General features: G+C 60.5%; 7 protein-coding genes, 1 tRNA gene and 4 pseudogenes. 4 read left to right on the top strand and 8 right to left on the bottom strand.

The genetic code is table 11. The annotated features are described in order from the left end of the window. Window positions 1-233: 233 nt before the first annotated feature. Window positions 234-2,144 carry a phosphodiesterase DibA gene (dibA, locus tag GJU48_RS00950; RefSeq protein WP_094951092.1) on the bottom strand — a complete coding sequence of 637 codons (1,911 nt, stop codon included), beginning with the start codon at window positions 2,142-2,144 and terminating at the stop codon, window positions 234-236. 165 nt (window positions 2,145-2,309) lie between these two features. On the opposite strand from dibA, the gene desA reads away from it, so the two are divergent. Both desA and GJU48_RS00940 read left to right on the top strand, forming a co-directional pair. Beyond that, window positions 2,310-3,494, top strand: coding sequence for a delta-9 fatty acid desaturase DesA (gene desA / locus GJU48_RS00945; RefSeq protein WP_094951091.1), 1,185 nt, complete (start codon window positions 2,310-2,312; stop codon window positions 3,492-3,494). A 174-nt stretch (window positions 3,495-3,668) separates the two neighbouring features. Continuing rightward, a complete protein-coding gene (locus GJU48_RS00940; RefSeq protein ID WP_094951090.1) occupies window positions 3,669-4,670 on the top strand; it encodes a GGDEF domain-containing protein in 1,002 nt (333 codons plus the stop codon). Window positions 4,671-4,700: 30 nt separating this feature from the next. Here the strand turns inward: GJU48_RS00940 and GJU48_RS00935 are convergent, their stop codons facing one another. The 3 genes from GJU48_RS00935 to gabD all read right to left on the bottom strand — a co-directional run bounded on the left by GJU48_RS00935 (window position 4,701) and on the right by gabD (window position 8,943). Next, entirely contained in the window at window positions 4,701-5,903 is a 1,203-nt protein-coding gene (locus GJU48_RS00935) for an HDOD domain-containing protein (RefSeq protein WP_094951089.1), read from the bottom strand. A 137-nt stretch (window positions 5,904-6,040) separates the two neighbouring features. Further along, window positions 6,041-7,318 (bottom strand): 4-aminobutyrate--2-oxoglutarate transaminase, encoded by a 1,278-nt coding sequence (gene gabT / locus GJU48_RS00930; RefSeq protein ID WP_094951088.1) that lies wholly within the window; start codon window positions 7,316-7,318, stop codon window positions 6,041-6,043. Between the two features lie 182 nt (window positions 7,319-7,500). Next, complete coding sequence (gene gabD / locus GJU48_RS00925; protein ID WP_094951087.1) at window positions 7,501-8,943, bottom strand: NADP-dependent succinate-semialdehyde dehydrogenase; 1,443 nt, start codon at window positions 8,941-8,943, stop codon at window positions 7,501-7,503. Window positions 8,944-9,314: 371 nt separating this feature from the next. Here gabD and GJU48_RS00920 point away from each other — a divergent pair. Beyond that, window positions 9,315-9,391: transfer RNA gene (locus GJU48_RS00920), tRNA-Arg, on the top strand. 228 nt (window positions 9,392-9,619) lie between these two features. On the opposite strand, the pseudogene GJU48_RS00915 reads toward GJU48_RS00920, so the two are convergent. Then, window positions 9,620-9,916 (bottom strand): annotated as a pseudogene (locus tag GJU48_RS00915) (hypothetical protein); the annotation flags it as partial. A gap of 357 nt (window positions 9,917-10,273) precedes the next feature. Here GJU48_RS00915 and GJU48_RS00910 point away from each other — a divergent pair. Beyond that, window positions 10,274-10,531 carry a hypothetical protein gene (locus GJU48_RS00910; protein ID WP_094952063.1) on the top strand — a complete coding sequence of 86 codons (258 nt, stop codon included), beginning with the start codon at window positions 10,274-10,276 and terminating at the stop codon, window positions 10,529-10,531. A 156-nt stretch (window positions 10,532-10,687) separates the two neighbouring features. Here the strand turns inward: GJU48_RS00910 and GJU48_RS25850 are convergent. From GJU48_RS25850 to GJU48_RS00895, 3 pseudogenes are all read right to left on the bottom strand, one after another. Then, window positions 10,688-11,535, bottom strand: a pseudogene (locus GJU48_RS25850) (DUF637 domain-containing protein); the annotation flags it as partial. Between the two features lie 38 nt (window positions 11,536-11,573). Continuing rightward, window positions 11,574-12,554, bottom strand: a pseudogene (locus GJU48_RS25845) (filamentous hemagglutinin N-terminal domain-containing protein); the annotation flags it as partial. Window positions 12,555-12,585: 31 nt separating this feature from the next. Further along, window positions 12,586-14,215 (bottom strand): annotated as a pseudogene (locus GJU48_RS00895) (ShlB/FhaC/HecB family hemolysin secretion/activation protein). Between the last annotated feature and the right edge of the window lie 507 nt (window positions 14,216-14,722).

The raw sequence follows: 14,722 nt of genomic DNA, 5'->3' as shown, positions 1-14,722 counted from the left end.
GATAGTAGATAAGCGCGGATATTCTTAAAAATACTATTTAAGAATGTTTATATAACCAGAAAGAATTTTCTGGCAGGACGTGGGGTTGCGCGGGTTTTCGCGCGCTCGACACGGAAAATAAGCCGTGTCGAGATCCAAAGGTGGGAGCGGGCTTGCTCGCGAATGAGGTGGGTCAGCCACAGATGTTGACCCGCTCCCACATTTCACTGTATTTCAGATTGAAAACGCGTCGACTATTGAATGGCAGGCGCACGCTCCCAATCAATTTCACTTGCAGGAATCGGGCGCCCAAACCAATACCCCTGCCCCATATCGCACTCCTGCTCCAACAAGAACCGCGCCTGCTCAACCTGCTCGATACCTTCGGCATGCACCTGCATGCCCATGCTTTTGGCCAGGGCGATCACCACGCGCACAATCGCCGCGTCGTCTTCGTCCCACGGCAACCCGGCGACGAAGCCCTGGTCGATCTTGAGCTTTTGCACCGGCAGGCGCTTGAGGCGCAGCAGCGAGGAATAGCCGGTGCCAAAATCGTCGATGGCCAGGCGCAAGCCCAGCTCACGCAGGCGGTGCAGTTGCTCAAGGGCGACCTCCGGGTCATCCATTACCGCGCTTTCGGTGACTTCCAGTTCCAGGAACGCCGGGTCGAGGCCGGTGGCGTGCAGCACCTGGGCGACTTGCTCGTACAGCTCGCGCCGGGCGAACAGACGGCTGGAAACATTCACCGCAATAAAGCTCAGCGGTGCGCCATCGGCCAACCATCGGCACATCTGGCGGCAGGCCTGGTCCATCACCCAGGCGTCGATGTCGGCAATCAGCCCGGTACGCTCGGCAATCGGAATGAACTCGCCCGGTGGCACCAAGCCGCGCGCCGGGTGCTGCCAGCGCACCAGCGCTTCGACGCCGACCAGGCGGCTGCCGCGCAGGTCGTACACCGGCTGGTAGTAGACGCGCAGTTCCTGCTGATCGAGGGCGCGGCGCAGTTCGCTGGCGATTTCCACGCGGTTCTGCGCGTGGGCGGTCAGCTCTTCGGTGTACAGCGCGTAGCCTTCGCGCCCGGCGCTCTTGGCCTTGAACAACGCCGAATCGGCATTGCGCAGCAGCTGTTCAGCGCTCAACGCGTCGCTGGGGAACAGGCTGATGCCGATGCTGGCGCTGATAAACAACTGGTTGCCATCAAACACGAACGGCTCCTTCATCGCATCGAGCATGCGCTGCGCGATCGCGGCGGCCTGCACCACCTGTGGACAACTTTCCGCCAGCACAGCGAACTCGTCACCCCCCAAGCGCGCCAAGGTCACGCCGGGGCCGAACAGCCCTTTGAGCCGCTCGCCTACGGCCTTGAGAAACTGGTCGCCAACGTTATGGCCCAGGCTGTCGTTGATGATCTTGAAATGGTCCAAGTCCAGCAACAGCAAGGCACAGCCGCGTTTATGCACTTGCGCCGAGGCCAGCGCCTGCTCGGCACGGTCAGTGAACAACAGGCGGTTGGGCAAGTCGGTGAGCGGGTCGTGGTGGGCGAGGTGCGCCAGTTCGTGCTGGGAATCCTTGATGGCGCTGATATCGGAAAACACCGCAACGTAGTGGCTGACCTTGCCGTGGTCATCGCGGATCACGCGGATGGTTTGCCACTGTGGATAAATTTCACCGCTTTTGCGTCGGTTCCAGATTTCGCCGCTCCATTCGCCCGTTTGCTCCAGGGTCTGGAACATCTGCAGGTAGAAATTCGACGAATGGCGCCCCGACTTGAACAGGCTCGGCCGCTCGCCCATGACGTCCTTGCGGCTGTGGCCGGTGATCTCCATAAACGCCCGGTTGACGTGCACGATCAGCCCGTCGGCGTCGGTGACCAGCACGCCTTCGCGGGTGCAATCGAACACGGCAGCCGCCTGGCGCAGGCGCTCACGGTTTTCTTTCAGGGGTTGCTGCACCTGGTGGGTGCGGGCAAAACGCGCGCACAGCAAGTAAATCGCCGCCGCGCTCAGGGCCACCCACACATAGTCGCGCAGCTGCAGCCAGCGGACCAACTCCCGCGGGTCATCGAGAAAGTCGATCAATAGGTGGTGGCTGAGCTGAAGCCACACAATGGAAACCAGCAGATATACCAGCCCCACACGCAGGGCACCTCGGTATGAAAACAGCATAGAGTCAGTAATCCTTACCAAAAAACAAAATCGCCCCACAAAGGCTGCGGATTATAGAATAAGAAACATCCAGTCACTTCTATCTGAAAGGGCGGCTGGTTTTCTCTGTAGGCTTAGTGATAATGCGTGAGCTGTTTTTTTCTTTATCTGAGGGCCATACAGCCTATGTGGTACAACGGTTTTCTTGACTTGTCAGCCTGGCAACTGGTTGCAGTCACTCTGTTGATGACCCATGTGACCATCGTTGGGGTCACGGTCTATCTGCACCGCTATTCAGCCCATCGCTCCCTGGAGCTCAATGCCGGCCTGAAACACTTCTTCCGCTTCTGGCTGTGGCTGACCACGGCGCAGAACACCCGCGAGTGGACCGCTATCCACCGCAAACACCACGCCAAATGCGAAACCGTCGACGACCCGCACAGCCCGGTCATCAAAGGCCTGTCCACCGTGTTGCGCAAAGGTGCCGAGCTGTACCGCGCCGAGGCCGAAAACCCCGAAACCCTGCGCATCTACGGCAAGAACTGCCCGGATGACTGGATCGAACGCAAAATCTACACGCCTTACCCGCTGCTGGGCGTGGCGATCATGGGCGTGATCGACCTGCTGCTGTTCGGCACCATCGGCATCACCATCTGGGCGATCCAGATGATGTGGATTCCGTTCTGGGCCGCCGGCGTGATCAACGGCCTGGGGCATGCCGTGGGCTATCGCAATTTCGAATGCCGGGACGCGGCGACCAACCTGGTGCCGTGGGGCATCATTGTCGGCGGCGAAGAACTGCACAACAACCACCACACCTACCCCAACTCGGCCAAGCTGTCGGTGAAGAAGTGGGAGTTCGACCTGGGTTGGGCGTGGATCAAAGTGTTCAGCTTCCTGCGCCTGGCCAAGGTGCAGCGCGTGGCGCCTATCGCGCACCGCGTGGAGGGCAAAGGCCACCTGGACATGGACACCGCCATGGCGATCCTCAACAACCGCTTCCAGATCATGGCCCAGTACCGCAAGTTGGTGATCGGCCCACTGGTCAAGCAGGAGCTGGAAAAGGTCGATCATTCGGTGCGCCACCAGTTCCACCGCGCCAAGCGCCTGCTGTCGCGTGAAACCAGCTTGCTGGATGACCGCCATCACGTGCGCATCCAGAGCCTGCTGGAGCACAGCCAGGCGCTGACAGTGATCTACGAGAAGCGCCTGGCGTTGCAGCAGATCTGGCTGAAAACCAGTTCCAATGGCCACGACATGCTGGCCGCGATCAAGGAATGGGTGCATGAGGCCGAAGCCAGCGGCATCCAGTCACTGCGCGATTTTGCCCATCAATTGAAGACCTATTCGCTGCGCCCTGCAGCGGTCTGACCGGGCATGCACACCCCGCTCGTTCCTGGGGCGGTTTTTGGCGCCATTTCTTAGTTAGCCCGCTCACGGAACTTCACTGCATTTACCCTCTCTCAGAGAACACTTGGCCATCATGGTGAACCCTTGTAGTGACCGCTGCTCCATCCTGCGGCGCGCCCAGAGAGAGTTGTACCGATGGTTCACGAACATCCCTACCTGCCAGATGCCCCTGCTGCCGAGGCTCCCCGCCCGGCCGCGGCGGCAACCCTGTTGGCGTTGATGCATGCCCAGGGTGAAGTCGAACGGTTGAGCGAACGCGAGCAGTTGCTGAGTTCGTTGCTGGTCAGTGTAAATGCCGTGCTGTGGGCCATCGATTGGGAAACGCGCCGTGTGCTGTATGTGAGCCCGGCCTATGAGCGGGTATTTGGCCGTACGGCCGGTTTGCTGCTCGCCGACTACCGCGAATGGCGCAACAGCGTTCACCCCGAAGACCTCGACTATGCCGAACACAGCCTCGCCCGCGTGCTGGAACAAGGCGCCGTGGAGGACCGCGAGTACCGCATCATCACCGCCGACGGGCAAATTCGCTGGCTGAGCGACAAGTGCTATATCAACCAGCAGGTCCAGCCCGGCAAGCCGGTGGTTGTGGTCGGCATGGCCGAAGACATCACCGAAAAGAAACAGATGGAGCTGGAACTGCACCGCCTCGCCACCACCGATGTGCTGACCCAAAGCAGCAACCGCAGGCACTTCTTCGAATGCGCCAACCAGGCCTTCGACAGCGCCTGTGCCCAGGGCGCACCGCTGGCGTTCCTGTTGCTGGACATCGATGATTTCAAAGACGTCAACGACACCTACGGCCATCTGGAGGGCGATCAGGTGTTGCGGCGTATCGCCGAGAGCGGTCGCAGTGTATTGCGCCGTGGCGACCTGTTCGGGCGCATTGGCGGCGAAGAATTCGCCGCCGTACTGCCCGGTTGTGCGCCGCACATGGCGTTGCAGGTAGCCGAGCGGCTGGGCAAGGAAATCCAGGCGCTGAGTTTCAGCTATGAAGGCCGGCAATTCACGGTGACCGTCAGCCAAGGCCTGGCCAACTTGCGCGAAGAAGATTCAGCCCTGGACAGCCTGTTCGCGCGGGCTGATGCGGCCATGTATGAGGCCAAGCGCCAGGGTAAGAACCGCGTCATAGCGAGTTAGAACTCGGTCAAACATGTGGGAGCGTTGCAGCTAGTTTTTGCGCACTCGCATCAACTCCGACAACCCGACCCTCAGCAACCGCGCAGTCTTGCTCCTCGCCAGCGCCTCAAGCCCTTCGTGCTCGGTCAGGCGCGCCATCTGCGCCGCCAGGTTCATCACCAACGCTTCACGCGAATACACCCCGCCTTCGAGCGAATAGATCGCCGCAATCAACTGGCGCAGCTCCAACGGCAAGCGCCAGCGCGCACGCAATGCCGAGCCGTAGGCCGCACCAAAGGTATCAAGGGACTCACCAATCGCCTCGTCATCCAACGCCCCGCCGCCCTGGCGCCAATCCTCCAGGCAACGCAGCAACGCCAAGTCACCCAGCCGGTGCAGGATGCCGGCGCAGTAACAGCGCTCGTGGTCCAGCTCGAGCAAGCGCGCCAGGCGGCGGGCGTAGTCGGCGGTGTCTTCTGACAACTGCCAGTGGCGCTCGGCATAGTCCACCAGCGCAGGGTCGCCCAGCACCACGTTGTGCTTGAGGGCCAGGCCCAGGATCAAGTTCATGCTCTGCCCGGCCGCCAGCTTGTGCAGCGCAGCCGACAGGGTTTGCACCGGCGTGCCGTGATGCCCGGCGCTGTTGGCGGCGGCGATCAGTACGGCGGTAATTTGTGGGTCCATGCGCACCTGGCCTTCCAGGCGCTTGAGGTCCAGGCCATCAGGTTCAAGGCTGTGTTGCACGGCGGCTTTCACGTCGACGCGCAGCGGCGCGCCGTCGGAGGCTTCGCGGCGCCGCTCCAGGAACACCGGCAAGGTCACGCCAGGCGCCAGCGGCGGAATTTCGCAATACACGCTTTCGCCTTCGTTGAGCAGCAGGTCTTGCAGGCGCTGGGTCAGGCCTTCCATGTTCAGCGGTTTGGTCAGGTACGCGGTAGGCGCCAGCGGCAAGGCTTCGCGCACGCTGGCACTGTCGTTGCGACTGCTCAGCAGGATAAACGGCAGCGAACGGCGCTGCTGGCGTACGTTGCGCAGCAAGCTCAGACCATCGATGCCCGGCAGCTCCCAATCCGCCAGGATCAGGTCGTAGGTTTTTTCTCGCAACAGCGTCGCTGCTTGCTGCCCGTCACCACATACATCCAGCCGTGCGTCGCAGCGCACGTTCAACAACACTTGCTTGAGCAAATCCCGCGACCAAGGGTCCGCTTCAGCAATCAACACTCGGGGTACAGCCGGTAAATCAACAGCAGTCATCCAGCACGCTCCATCGGCAATGCTTGCACCTTAGACAATCAAGCCGCCTACGTACAATGAACAAGGCCTGAATGTGTTGCATCGGCCACAAAAAAACCCGCCGAAGCGGGTTTTTTCTGTCGATCAGGTCAATCCGCTTACAGCTCGGAGAAGCACTCTTCGATGATCGCCAAACCTTTGTCCAACTGCTCGTCCGGCGAGGTCAGCGGAACCAGCACGCGCAACACGTTGCCGTAGGTACCGCACGACAGCAGGATCAGGCCTTTGTCGCGCGCTTTGGCCACCACGGAGGCAACGGCAGCGGCGTTCGGCTTGTGGCTGTCGCCCTCTTCGAACAGCTCCACGGCGATCATCGCGCCCAGGGCACGCACTTCGCCGATCACCGGGTACTTGGCTTGAATGGCTTTCAGGCCGGTTACCAAACGCTCGCCGACCGCTTTACAGCGGTCCAGCAGGTGTTCTTCTTCGAACACTTCCATCACCGCCAAAGCAGCGGCGCAAGCGATCGGGCTACCGGCATAGGTGCCGCCCAGGCCGCCTGGAGCGATGGCGTCCATGTATTCAGCCTTGCCGCACACACCGGCCAACGGGAAGCCGCCGGCGATGGATTTGGCGAAGGTGGTCAGGTCGGCAGCAACGTCCATCTGCTCCATGGCGAAGAAGGTACCGGTACGGCCAGCGCCGGTTTGCACTTCGTCGGCGATCAGCAGGATGCCGTGCTTGTCGCACAGTTCGCGCAGGCGCTTCATGAAGGTTTTAGGCGCGACGTAGAAACCGCCTTCGCCCTGCACCGGCTCGATGATGATGGCAGCGATATCACGCGGCTCGGCATCGTTCTTGAAGATACGTTCGATGCTGGCGATGGCGTCGTCGTCGCTCACACCGTGCAGTTCGTTCGGGAACAGCGCGCGGAATACGCCGCCTGGCATCAGGCCCATGCCGGCCGAGTAAGGCACGACTTTACCGGTCAAGCCCAGGGTCATCATGGTGCGGCCGTGATAGGCGCCGGTGAAGGCGATCACACCGGCACGGCCAGTGGCGGCGCGGGCGATTTTCACGGCGTTCTCAACGGCTTCGGAACCGGTGGTGACCAGCAGGGTTTTCTTGGCGAAGTCGCCTGGCACCTTGGCGTTGATTTTTTCGCACAGTTCCACGTAAGGCTCGTAGGCCAGTACCTGGAAGCAGGTGTGGGTCAGCTTGTTCAGCTGCGCGGTCACGGCGGCGATGATTTTCGGGTGCACGTGGCCGGTGTTCAGCACGGCGATACCGCCGGCGAAGTCGATGAACTCGCGACCTTCAACGTCGGTCACGGTGGCGTTCTTCGCGGATTCGGCGAAGATCGGGTGAATCTGGCCAACACCGCGCGGTACAGCGGCTTCGCGGCGTTTCATCAGGGATGCGTTGGTCTTGCTCATAAAGTCCTCATTCGCCACTCATCGGGTGGCGTGGTCCAAGGAATACGTGGCGGGGAGGCAACTACGGCAGCATGCGATGATCGACTGCCACAGCTTTCCCGGCCACTACGAATTACGGTTTGAAACACGCAAAGGGACAGCGCTCTCGTGCCCTCTGCGTTTACTGCATGCTCGTGCCTGGCTTAGATGCCCAGGCAGAGGTATTTAATTTCCAGGTAATCCTCGATCCCATACTTGGAACCTTCACGGCCAAGGCCCGAGGCCTTGATGCCGCCGAACGGCGCCACTTCGTTGGAGATCAACCCGGTGTTGACGCCGACCATGCCGTATTCCAGGGCTTCGGCCACACGGAACACACGGCCCAGGTCGCGGGCATAGAAGTAGGACGCCAGGCCGAACTCGGTGTCGTTGGACATCGCGATCACTTCGGCTTCGTCTTTGAAGCGGAACAGCGGCGCCAGTGGGCCGAAGGTTTCTTCCTTGGCCACTGCAGCGTCTTTCGGCACGTTGACCAGGATGGTCGGCTCAAAGAAGTTGCCTTCCATGACCTTGCCACCGGCCAACAGCTTGGCGCCTTTGCTCAGGGCATCAGCGATGTGCTCCTGAACCTTGGCCACGGCTTTTTCGTCGATCAGCGGGCCGGTGGTGGTGCCTTCTTCCAGACCGTTGCCGATCTTGAGCTTGGCCACGGCCACTTTGAGTTTTTCCGCGAAGGCGTCGTACACCGAATCCTGGATGTACAGGCGGTTGGCACAGACGCAGGTCTGGCCGTTGTTGCGGTATTTGGAAATGATCGCGCCTTCGACAGCCTTATCCAGGTCCGCGTCGTCAAACACGATGAACGGCGCGTTGCCGCCCAACTCCAGGGAGACTTTCTTGATGTCCTTGGCGCATTCGGCCATCAGCTGGCGACCGATTTCGGTGGAGCCGGTGAAGGACAATTTACGCACGATCGGGTTGCTGGTCAGCTCGCTGCCGATATCGCCGGCGCTGCCGGAGACCACGCTGAACACACCTTTAGGGATACCTGCACGCTGGGCCAGTTCAGCCAGGGCAAACGCCGAGAACGGGGTTTGCGACGCCGGCTTGAGCACCATGGTGCAACCGGCGGCCAGGGCCGGGCCGGCTTTACGGGTGATCATCGCGGCCGGGAAGTTCCACGGCGTGATAGCCGCGGTAACACCAATCGGCTGCTTGATCACGATCAGGCGCTTGTCCGGCTGATGGCCCGGAATCACATCACCGTAGATGCGCTTGGCTTCTTCGGCGAACCACTCGATAAACGAGGCGGCGTAAACGATTTCGCCTTTGGCTTCAGCCAGTGGCTTGCCCTGTTCTAGGGTCATCAGGCGAGCCAGGTCATCCTGGTTCTCGATGATCAGCTCAAACCAACGACGCAGCTTGTTGGCGCGGTCCTTGGCGGTGAGTGCACGCCAGGCCGGCAGAGCCTTGTCGGCCGCTTCGATGGCGCGGCGCGTTTCGACCGCACCCATCTTCGGCACGGTACCGAGAATCTCGCCCGTGGCCGGGTTATTGACCTTGATGGTTTGACCGTTGTCCGCATCCACCCAAGCGCCATCAATAAAGGCTTGCTGGCGGAACAACTGGGTATCTTTGAGCTGCATGTCGGCTTTCCTTAACAGCACCGCGCGCGCGCGGAGCGAATTAGAGTTGTTGAAAGGCGCCTTGTGGGCTGCCGTCAGGGAAATCAGCCCCAGCACGCGAGAAAAGTGAAAGAGCGCACGGGAGACAGAGCGTTTGAAATCTCAAACGAATCCTAGGATCAATGGGGGTACAGGGCAATAGTCTGTTCGAAAAAAAGAACGAAAACGGCGCATTTACCAGATCTTTCTGATCCGCGTGATTCAGCCGGGTTCCACCGCAGCGACCACTGGCACCCGGCGCAGGGCCTCTGGGGGGCAAATTCCTACCTATAAAGGGCCAAAGACCGGCATGGACGCCCAAGGTCGACATGGGTATGATGTCGCCCGCACAAGCATCCGTAGCTCAGCTGGATAGAGTACTGCCCTCCGAAGGCAGGGGTCGTGGGTTCGAATCCCGCCGGGTGCACCATATAGCAGTCTCGGGCTGTCTCAGACAGTCTACGAAACACCCCAAGAAGCCCGCCCTGTGCGGGCTTTCTTGTTTCTGACTATCCATTCCTGTCCACCCCTATAACTTCCCGCCGTGTATGCCCACGTGTATGCTTTGAGATTCCTATAACTGGAGGCATACAGGAAGTGAAGCGCTCTGAAATCAAACGCCGCCCCTTAGCAGATACCACACTTTCAGGCCTGGAGGCGTGCTTTTCACCAGTGGCAAGCCTTCGCGGCGGTCCATGGAGCCGGAGACATCCACCAGAAACACCAGGTTGGCCGGCGCCAGATCCGCCACCGCGCGATCAGACGCCTTGATGCCGACGCGCAACAATCGGGTGTGCGGGTTCCACGCGTCTGCACTGAACGTCGACACCGGGGTTTGTGCAACGCTGTAGACCGGGTTATCGGGCAGGTTCTGGTATTGCTCTCGAGGCGCGTCCAGGTACGCCAACGCCACCGAGTCATGCATGACGCTTTGCGAGGCCATCAACACAGGGGCCGTTAATCATCGCCAGTGTGTCGGCCATGGGGCTGAAGACATGAGGCAATGAACGTGGGCCAGTACTTTGATGCCTTGCGTGGGTTTGGGCGTGGGGCTTATAGTCCGGCCCGTCGCCCAAATGGCGATCAGGTTTGGCGACCTGACAACAGAGTGCAAAAGCAACCCGCTTCTATGCAGGTGTTTTTGCACCCGCAAAGCTGTGCATGTTATGGCGGCTGTGCGCGGGAGACCTTCGGGTCTGCCGGTTTTCTCTGTTGCCGGTTCGCCAACCTGCGTACAGCTGCCACCCTTTCGTTTGGCGACGAATGAGTGGTGGCTTAATCCACTAACAGAGAACTGAAAATGAACCAATACATGCCCCTTACGGGCCACGACAGCACCGTCCCCGCTCTGCTCATCGACACCTGTGCGCCCCTCGACGTCCTCCACGACGCCGCCGTGTACCGGATTCGAGCCGTCACCCAACTGCTGGAAAACCTGGCCTTCCGAGAACAGCTCAGCAGCGATGCTGTGGTGCTTCAAGACTTCGCCCAATTGCTGGCTATTCCGCTGCGCGATGGGTGTGATTTGCTTGATGTCATCGTTCGCAGGCTCCATGCCGATCCATCCTGAGTAAAAGCCGGGCGGCCTTAGCGTCGCCCGCTTTATGCGTAGGCCTACTTATTTCCCCACAGCTACTATTTTTTACGGCTGCACCTCATGTTCTCGGGTCACCGACCGCCACGTCACCAACCCATCCAAACCGTGTTCAGACTTCAGGAATTTGAGTACGTTTTGCGCGGCGCTGATATCCAGGTCATTCGCCGCCTCCACCCTCGCCGCACTGTCAACGTAGTCACGGTGCTGCGAATACCCACGCCCGCTGTCGTCCCACCCGGTCACGCTGCGCTCGTTGATCACATCGCCATTGATCGCGGTCATCGTCACATCGCGCCCGGCAATGATGCCGCCGGCTTTGTTGACGATATTGTTACCGGCCAGCAGGTCCAGGCGGTTGCCCGCTTCGATCAGCCCGCTGTTGGTCAAGTCGTTGGCCGCCTTGGCCGACAGGTTGTTGTTCGCGCGCAGGGTGCCGGCGTTGACCAAGTTTTCGCCGGCGATCAGGTTCAGGTCGTTACCGGCGATCAAGGCACCATTCGGCGCCAGGCGGTTGTTGGCCTGGGCCAGGTAGAGCACTGGCACCAGGACCTTTTCACCGTTCACTTCGTGTTGTTCCAGCCACACGATGTCGTGGGTCAAGGCTGCAACCTGTTGCGAGGTGAGGCTCACGCCCATCGACAGGTTTAGTTGCTGCTTGCTGCTGATGGCGTTGTCCATCAGGTACTTGAACAGCTTCTCGTCGGTGTTCTGACCGTCGATAAAGCGTTGGCCGGTGCGCGCTTGTACCGCTTGCTGCACCAGGCGCTGTTCTAGAGGCCATCGCCGAGGCGTTTCCAGCTCTGGTCGGGGTTGTAGCCCAGGCCTTGCAGCAGGTAGTCCGAGCTCATGAATTGCTTGAGGTCGGTGAGTACCGGGTTGGTCTCGATCAGGTACTTGTGCGGCTGCGAGGCGGCGCGACTGTCGGGCAGGCCTTGGACGCGGGTGAAGGTTTGGCTGGTCAACGGGGTCGGTTGCCCCACGGCCGTCTGTGGCGCAATGGCAGCCACGTGTCGGTAAGGTTGACGTTCTGCGCGGTGACTTTGACGTTACCGGTGGCCGACGTCTGCGCCATGCTCAAGTGGCCGTTGGCATCCAGCTGGATATCGCCGCCGCTGGCGGCCAGTGTGCCGTCGAGTTTCACGCCCACACCGGCTTCGGTGCCGACCAGTTTGATCGCACCGGCGTACATGCCGCCCAGCGCCGAGGAATCGATGGCCAATTCTGGTTTGGCGCTGCCGTCGTCAGCGCGCGCGGTGGTTTTCAGGCTTTGGGCATCGACGTCGTTACGCCCGGCGATCACGGTCAATTCACGCGCGTTGATCTGCGCATTGATCTTGGCCGAGCGGGTGATGATTTCGAAACGGTCGACGTTACTGGCGTTGAGGCCCTGGCCGTCGATGGTCACGGCGCCGCCGTCGACCTGATAACGCTGCAACTGGCCGCTCGTGTCGAGCACCGGCTTGCCGGTGGTCAGGGTCACGTTGGGGGTGTTGATAAAACCGCAACCGCTGCACGTGATGCCGTAAGGGTTGGCGACGATGACCTTGGCCGACTGCCCCGCCACTTCGGTGTAACCGCGCAACTGGCTTGGGCTGCCGCCGTTGACTTCGTTGAGGATAACGCTGGCCGCGCCCCCCTTGAGGTTCGGGTTGCCGACGATGTAGCCGCCCAGCTGGGTGTTGGTGACCGCGCCCGTGGCATTGTTGAGGATCACGCCGTTGGGGCCGACGTTGTAGTCCTTGAATTGGTTATGCGACAAGCCACTGCCATTGGGCGTGGCGATGTTCACAACGGGCACGCCATTGCCGGCTTGGCCAACAGTGGTGCCCGGCGCGCTGACCACAATGCCTTCGGCCTGGGCCAGCAGCGGCTGCCAGAACAGCGCGTTGGCCAGGATCAGCACCAAGCCGCGCTTGGGCAAGCCGAAGAACGAATCTCGCGGCTTCAGCGCAGCAGAAGGTTGGCGGGCCAGGAAGGCAAAGTGGCGAACATCCATTGTCATAGTCTCGATGTAACGGGGCGTTGAATTACAGGAAGAAATCCATGCGGAAGTAGATCGGCGCTTCGCGCTCGCTCATCACTGCCGGGCGTTCCAAAGAGTGCGCAAAGGTCACGCTGGTGCTGACGTATTTGCCACGGGCGAACAGCTCCAACGAGTTGCTGGAGACCCGGCCGTGCACTTCGCCGTTGTAGCGGCCGTTGCTGATCACGCCTTGGTCGTAGCCGAGCTGGGCCGTATCGTGAACACCGGTTGCAGCCAGGCCCAGGTCACCGGGCGGCTCCAGCGCAGGTCGTTGCGCCAGTAACCGCCGCTGTCGCCGGCGAGCATCTGGTCTTTGTAGCCGCGAATCGACGACTGCCCGCCCAGGCTCATGCGCTGCGGGCTGAACAGCACGTCTTCGCTGTGCTGGCCGGTCATCAAGCTGCTGAAACTGAGCGACTCGCCCCACAGCTTGAACGGTCAGGTAGCTACGTGGCGTGTATTTGCGATAGCGCGCACTGGGCTGGCGATTGCCGTACGCGTCGCGCTCGTCGTTGGCTTGAGCATCGAAGGCACCGATGCCGTTTTGCATGCCCAAGTCGAGGTTGACGAACGCATTGCCGATACGCCGGCCATGGTTGATGCCCAGTTGCAGTTCGCTGAGGCGGTTGCTGCTGGTCTCGAGGTGAGCCTCATTGATGTAGTTGTTGGTGCGCAGGTGCGCCAGGCCAACGTTGAGCGAGGTCTTGCTCACGTCGTCACGATGGATCACCCGCTCGGCGCGAAACTGGTGGTTCTGGTTGTCGCCCGACTGTTTGAACTTGAAGGTGTCGGTGTAACCCAGCGCGCGGTAATCGCTCTCGCTGTAGGTGTAACTGAAGTTCCACCAGCCCCACGGCACGTTGTAGTAGAGCATGGTGTTTTTCGAGGTTTTCTGGTGGTCGCTGACGGCATCGTGGCCGCCGCGCAGTACCAGTTGGTCAGCCAGGCCGAGCGGGCTGTCCCACTCAAGGCCTGCGCCCCACTGCTGCTCGCCGGTGCTTTTCTGGCCGTCGTTGTTACGCGACAGGCTGGCGCGCCAGGGCTTTTGCGCGGTGTTCTTGACCACCACGTCGCTGCCGCCGATCTGGCGGCCGGGGGTCAGTTCCATTTGCGCCTGCTTGGAGGGCAAGCGATTCAGTTGGTCCACCAGTTGCTCGACTTCGCGCAGGTTTAGCGCCTCGCCGACCTTGCCGGGAAAGGCCATGGCCAGTTCGCGGTCGGTCACCGTGCTGCCTTCGGCGCTTTTCAAGGCTTCGAGTTTGCCTTCGACCACCAGCACTTGCAGATGGCCGCTGGAGAGGTCTTGTTGCGGCAGGTAGGCGCGGCTGGTGACGCGGCCTTTGGTGAGTAGGTCGGTGATGACCTTAGCATCATTGAGCTGCGACGCCCAGGCACTCGCCGATGTAGGGCTTGAGCAGGCGCTCGCGGTCTGCGGCTGCCAGGCTGTCGGCGCCCTTGAGTTCGATGTCTTTGATCGGGAAGCAGCGCGTGTCCGCCGGCAAGGCCGGGGCCTGGGGCTTGGCTTCTTTGCCGGGCAGGTCCTGCAGTTCTTGCAGGCGCCGTTGTTGCTCTTCGAGCAAGCGGTTTTGCCGGTCACGGATCAGGTCTTGATCCCCAGGTGTGGGGGCGGCCATGGCAGTGTTCAGGCTCAAGTAAGCGAGCAGAAAAGTGCACAGCAAGTACCGAGTCCGTGGCAATAACGAAGACATGTTCGATCCATCGAAAATCAAGGGGCGGCAAACTAACATCGAACTTGCGCTTATCCAAGAAACTGGATTAGTTGCACATTCGTACTAGTTACACCTGCAAACCATTGATAGATAACAATAAATAATTATCAAAAAAGAGTTACAGCCTGTTGCTGGAAGTTTTATTCCGACAAGCGGCTACTGTTTTGATAGCGTTTCGAACAAGTACTGATGAAATGCCATTAGTTAGCCATCAAGTTCTTGTCGAGATAGATTAGTACCGAGGAATACAGAAAAGTTCGCGGTGGTTTTGTGAATTGGATCCCATTTATCGGATTAGTCTGGCGCAGGGCTTGTTGTGGCGAGCGGGTGCTGGGGGGGGGCGAACGTGTCATAAGGTTTGGGGCTGCTGCGCAGCCCAACGCGGGGCAAGCCCGCTCGCCACAACACCCC

This window comes from Pseudomonas sp. IB20 (assembly GCF_009707325.1).
GTDB lineage: Bacteria > Pseudomonadota > Gammaproteobacteria > Pseudomonadales > Pseudomonadaceae > Aquipseudomonas.
The sequence above is the reverse complement of the archived record's forward strand: the minus strand, read 5'-3'. Positions and strand labels throughout refer to the sequence as shown.

What these genes read in the sequence shown, in the direction of transcription:
- gabT (WP_094951088.1), bottom strand. Translation starts at nt 7,318, where the DNA reads ATGAGCAAGACCAACGCATCCCTGATGAAACGCCGCGAAGCCGCTGTA.
- GJU48_RS00910 (WP_094952063.1), top strand. Translation starts at nt 10,274, where the DNA reads ATGCCCCTTACGGGCCACGACAGCACCGTCCCCGCTCTGCTCATCGAC.
- gabD (WP_094951087.1), bottom strand. Translation starts at nt 8,943, where the DNA reads ATGCAGCTCAAAGATACCCAGTTGTTCCGCCAGCAAGCCTTTATTGAT.
- GJU48_RS00940 (WP_094951090.1), top strand. Translation starts at nt 3,669, where the DNA reads ATGGTTCACGAACATCCCTACCTGCCAGATGCCCCTGCTGCCGAGGCT.
- GJU48_RS00935 (WP_094951089.1), bottom strand. Translation starts at nt 5,903, where the DNA reads ATGACTGCTGTTGATTTACCGGCTGTACCCCGAGTGTTGATTGCTGAA.
- desA (WP_094951091.1), top strand. Translation starts at nt 2,310, where the DNA reads ATGTGGTACAACGGTTTTCTTGACTTGTCAGCCTGGCAACTGGTTGCA.
- dibA (WP_094951092.1), bottom strand. Translation starts at nt 2,144, where the DNA reads ATGCTGTTTTCATACCGAGGTGCCCTGCGTGTGGGGCTGGTATATCTG.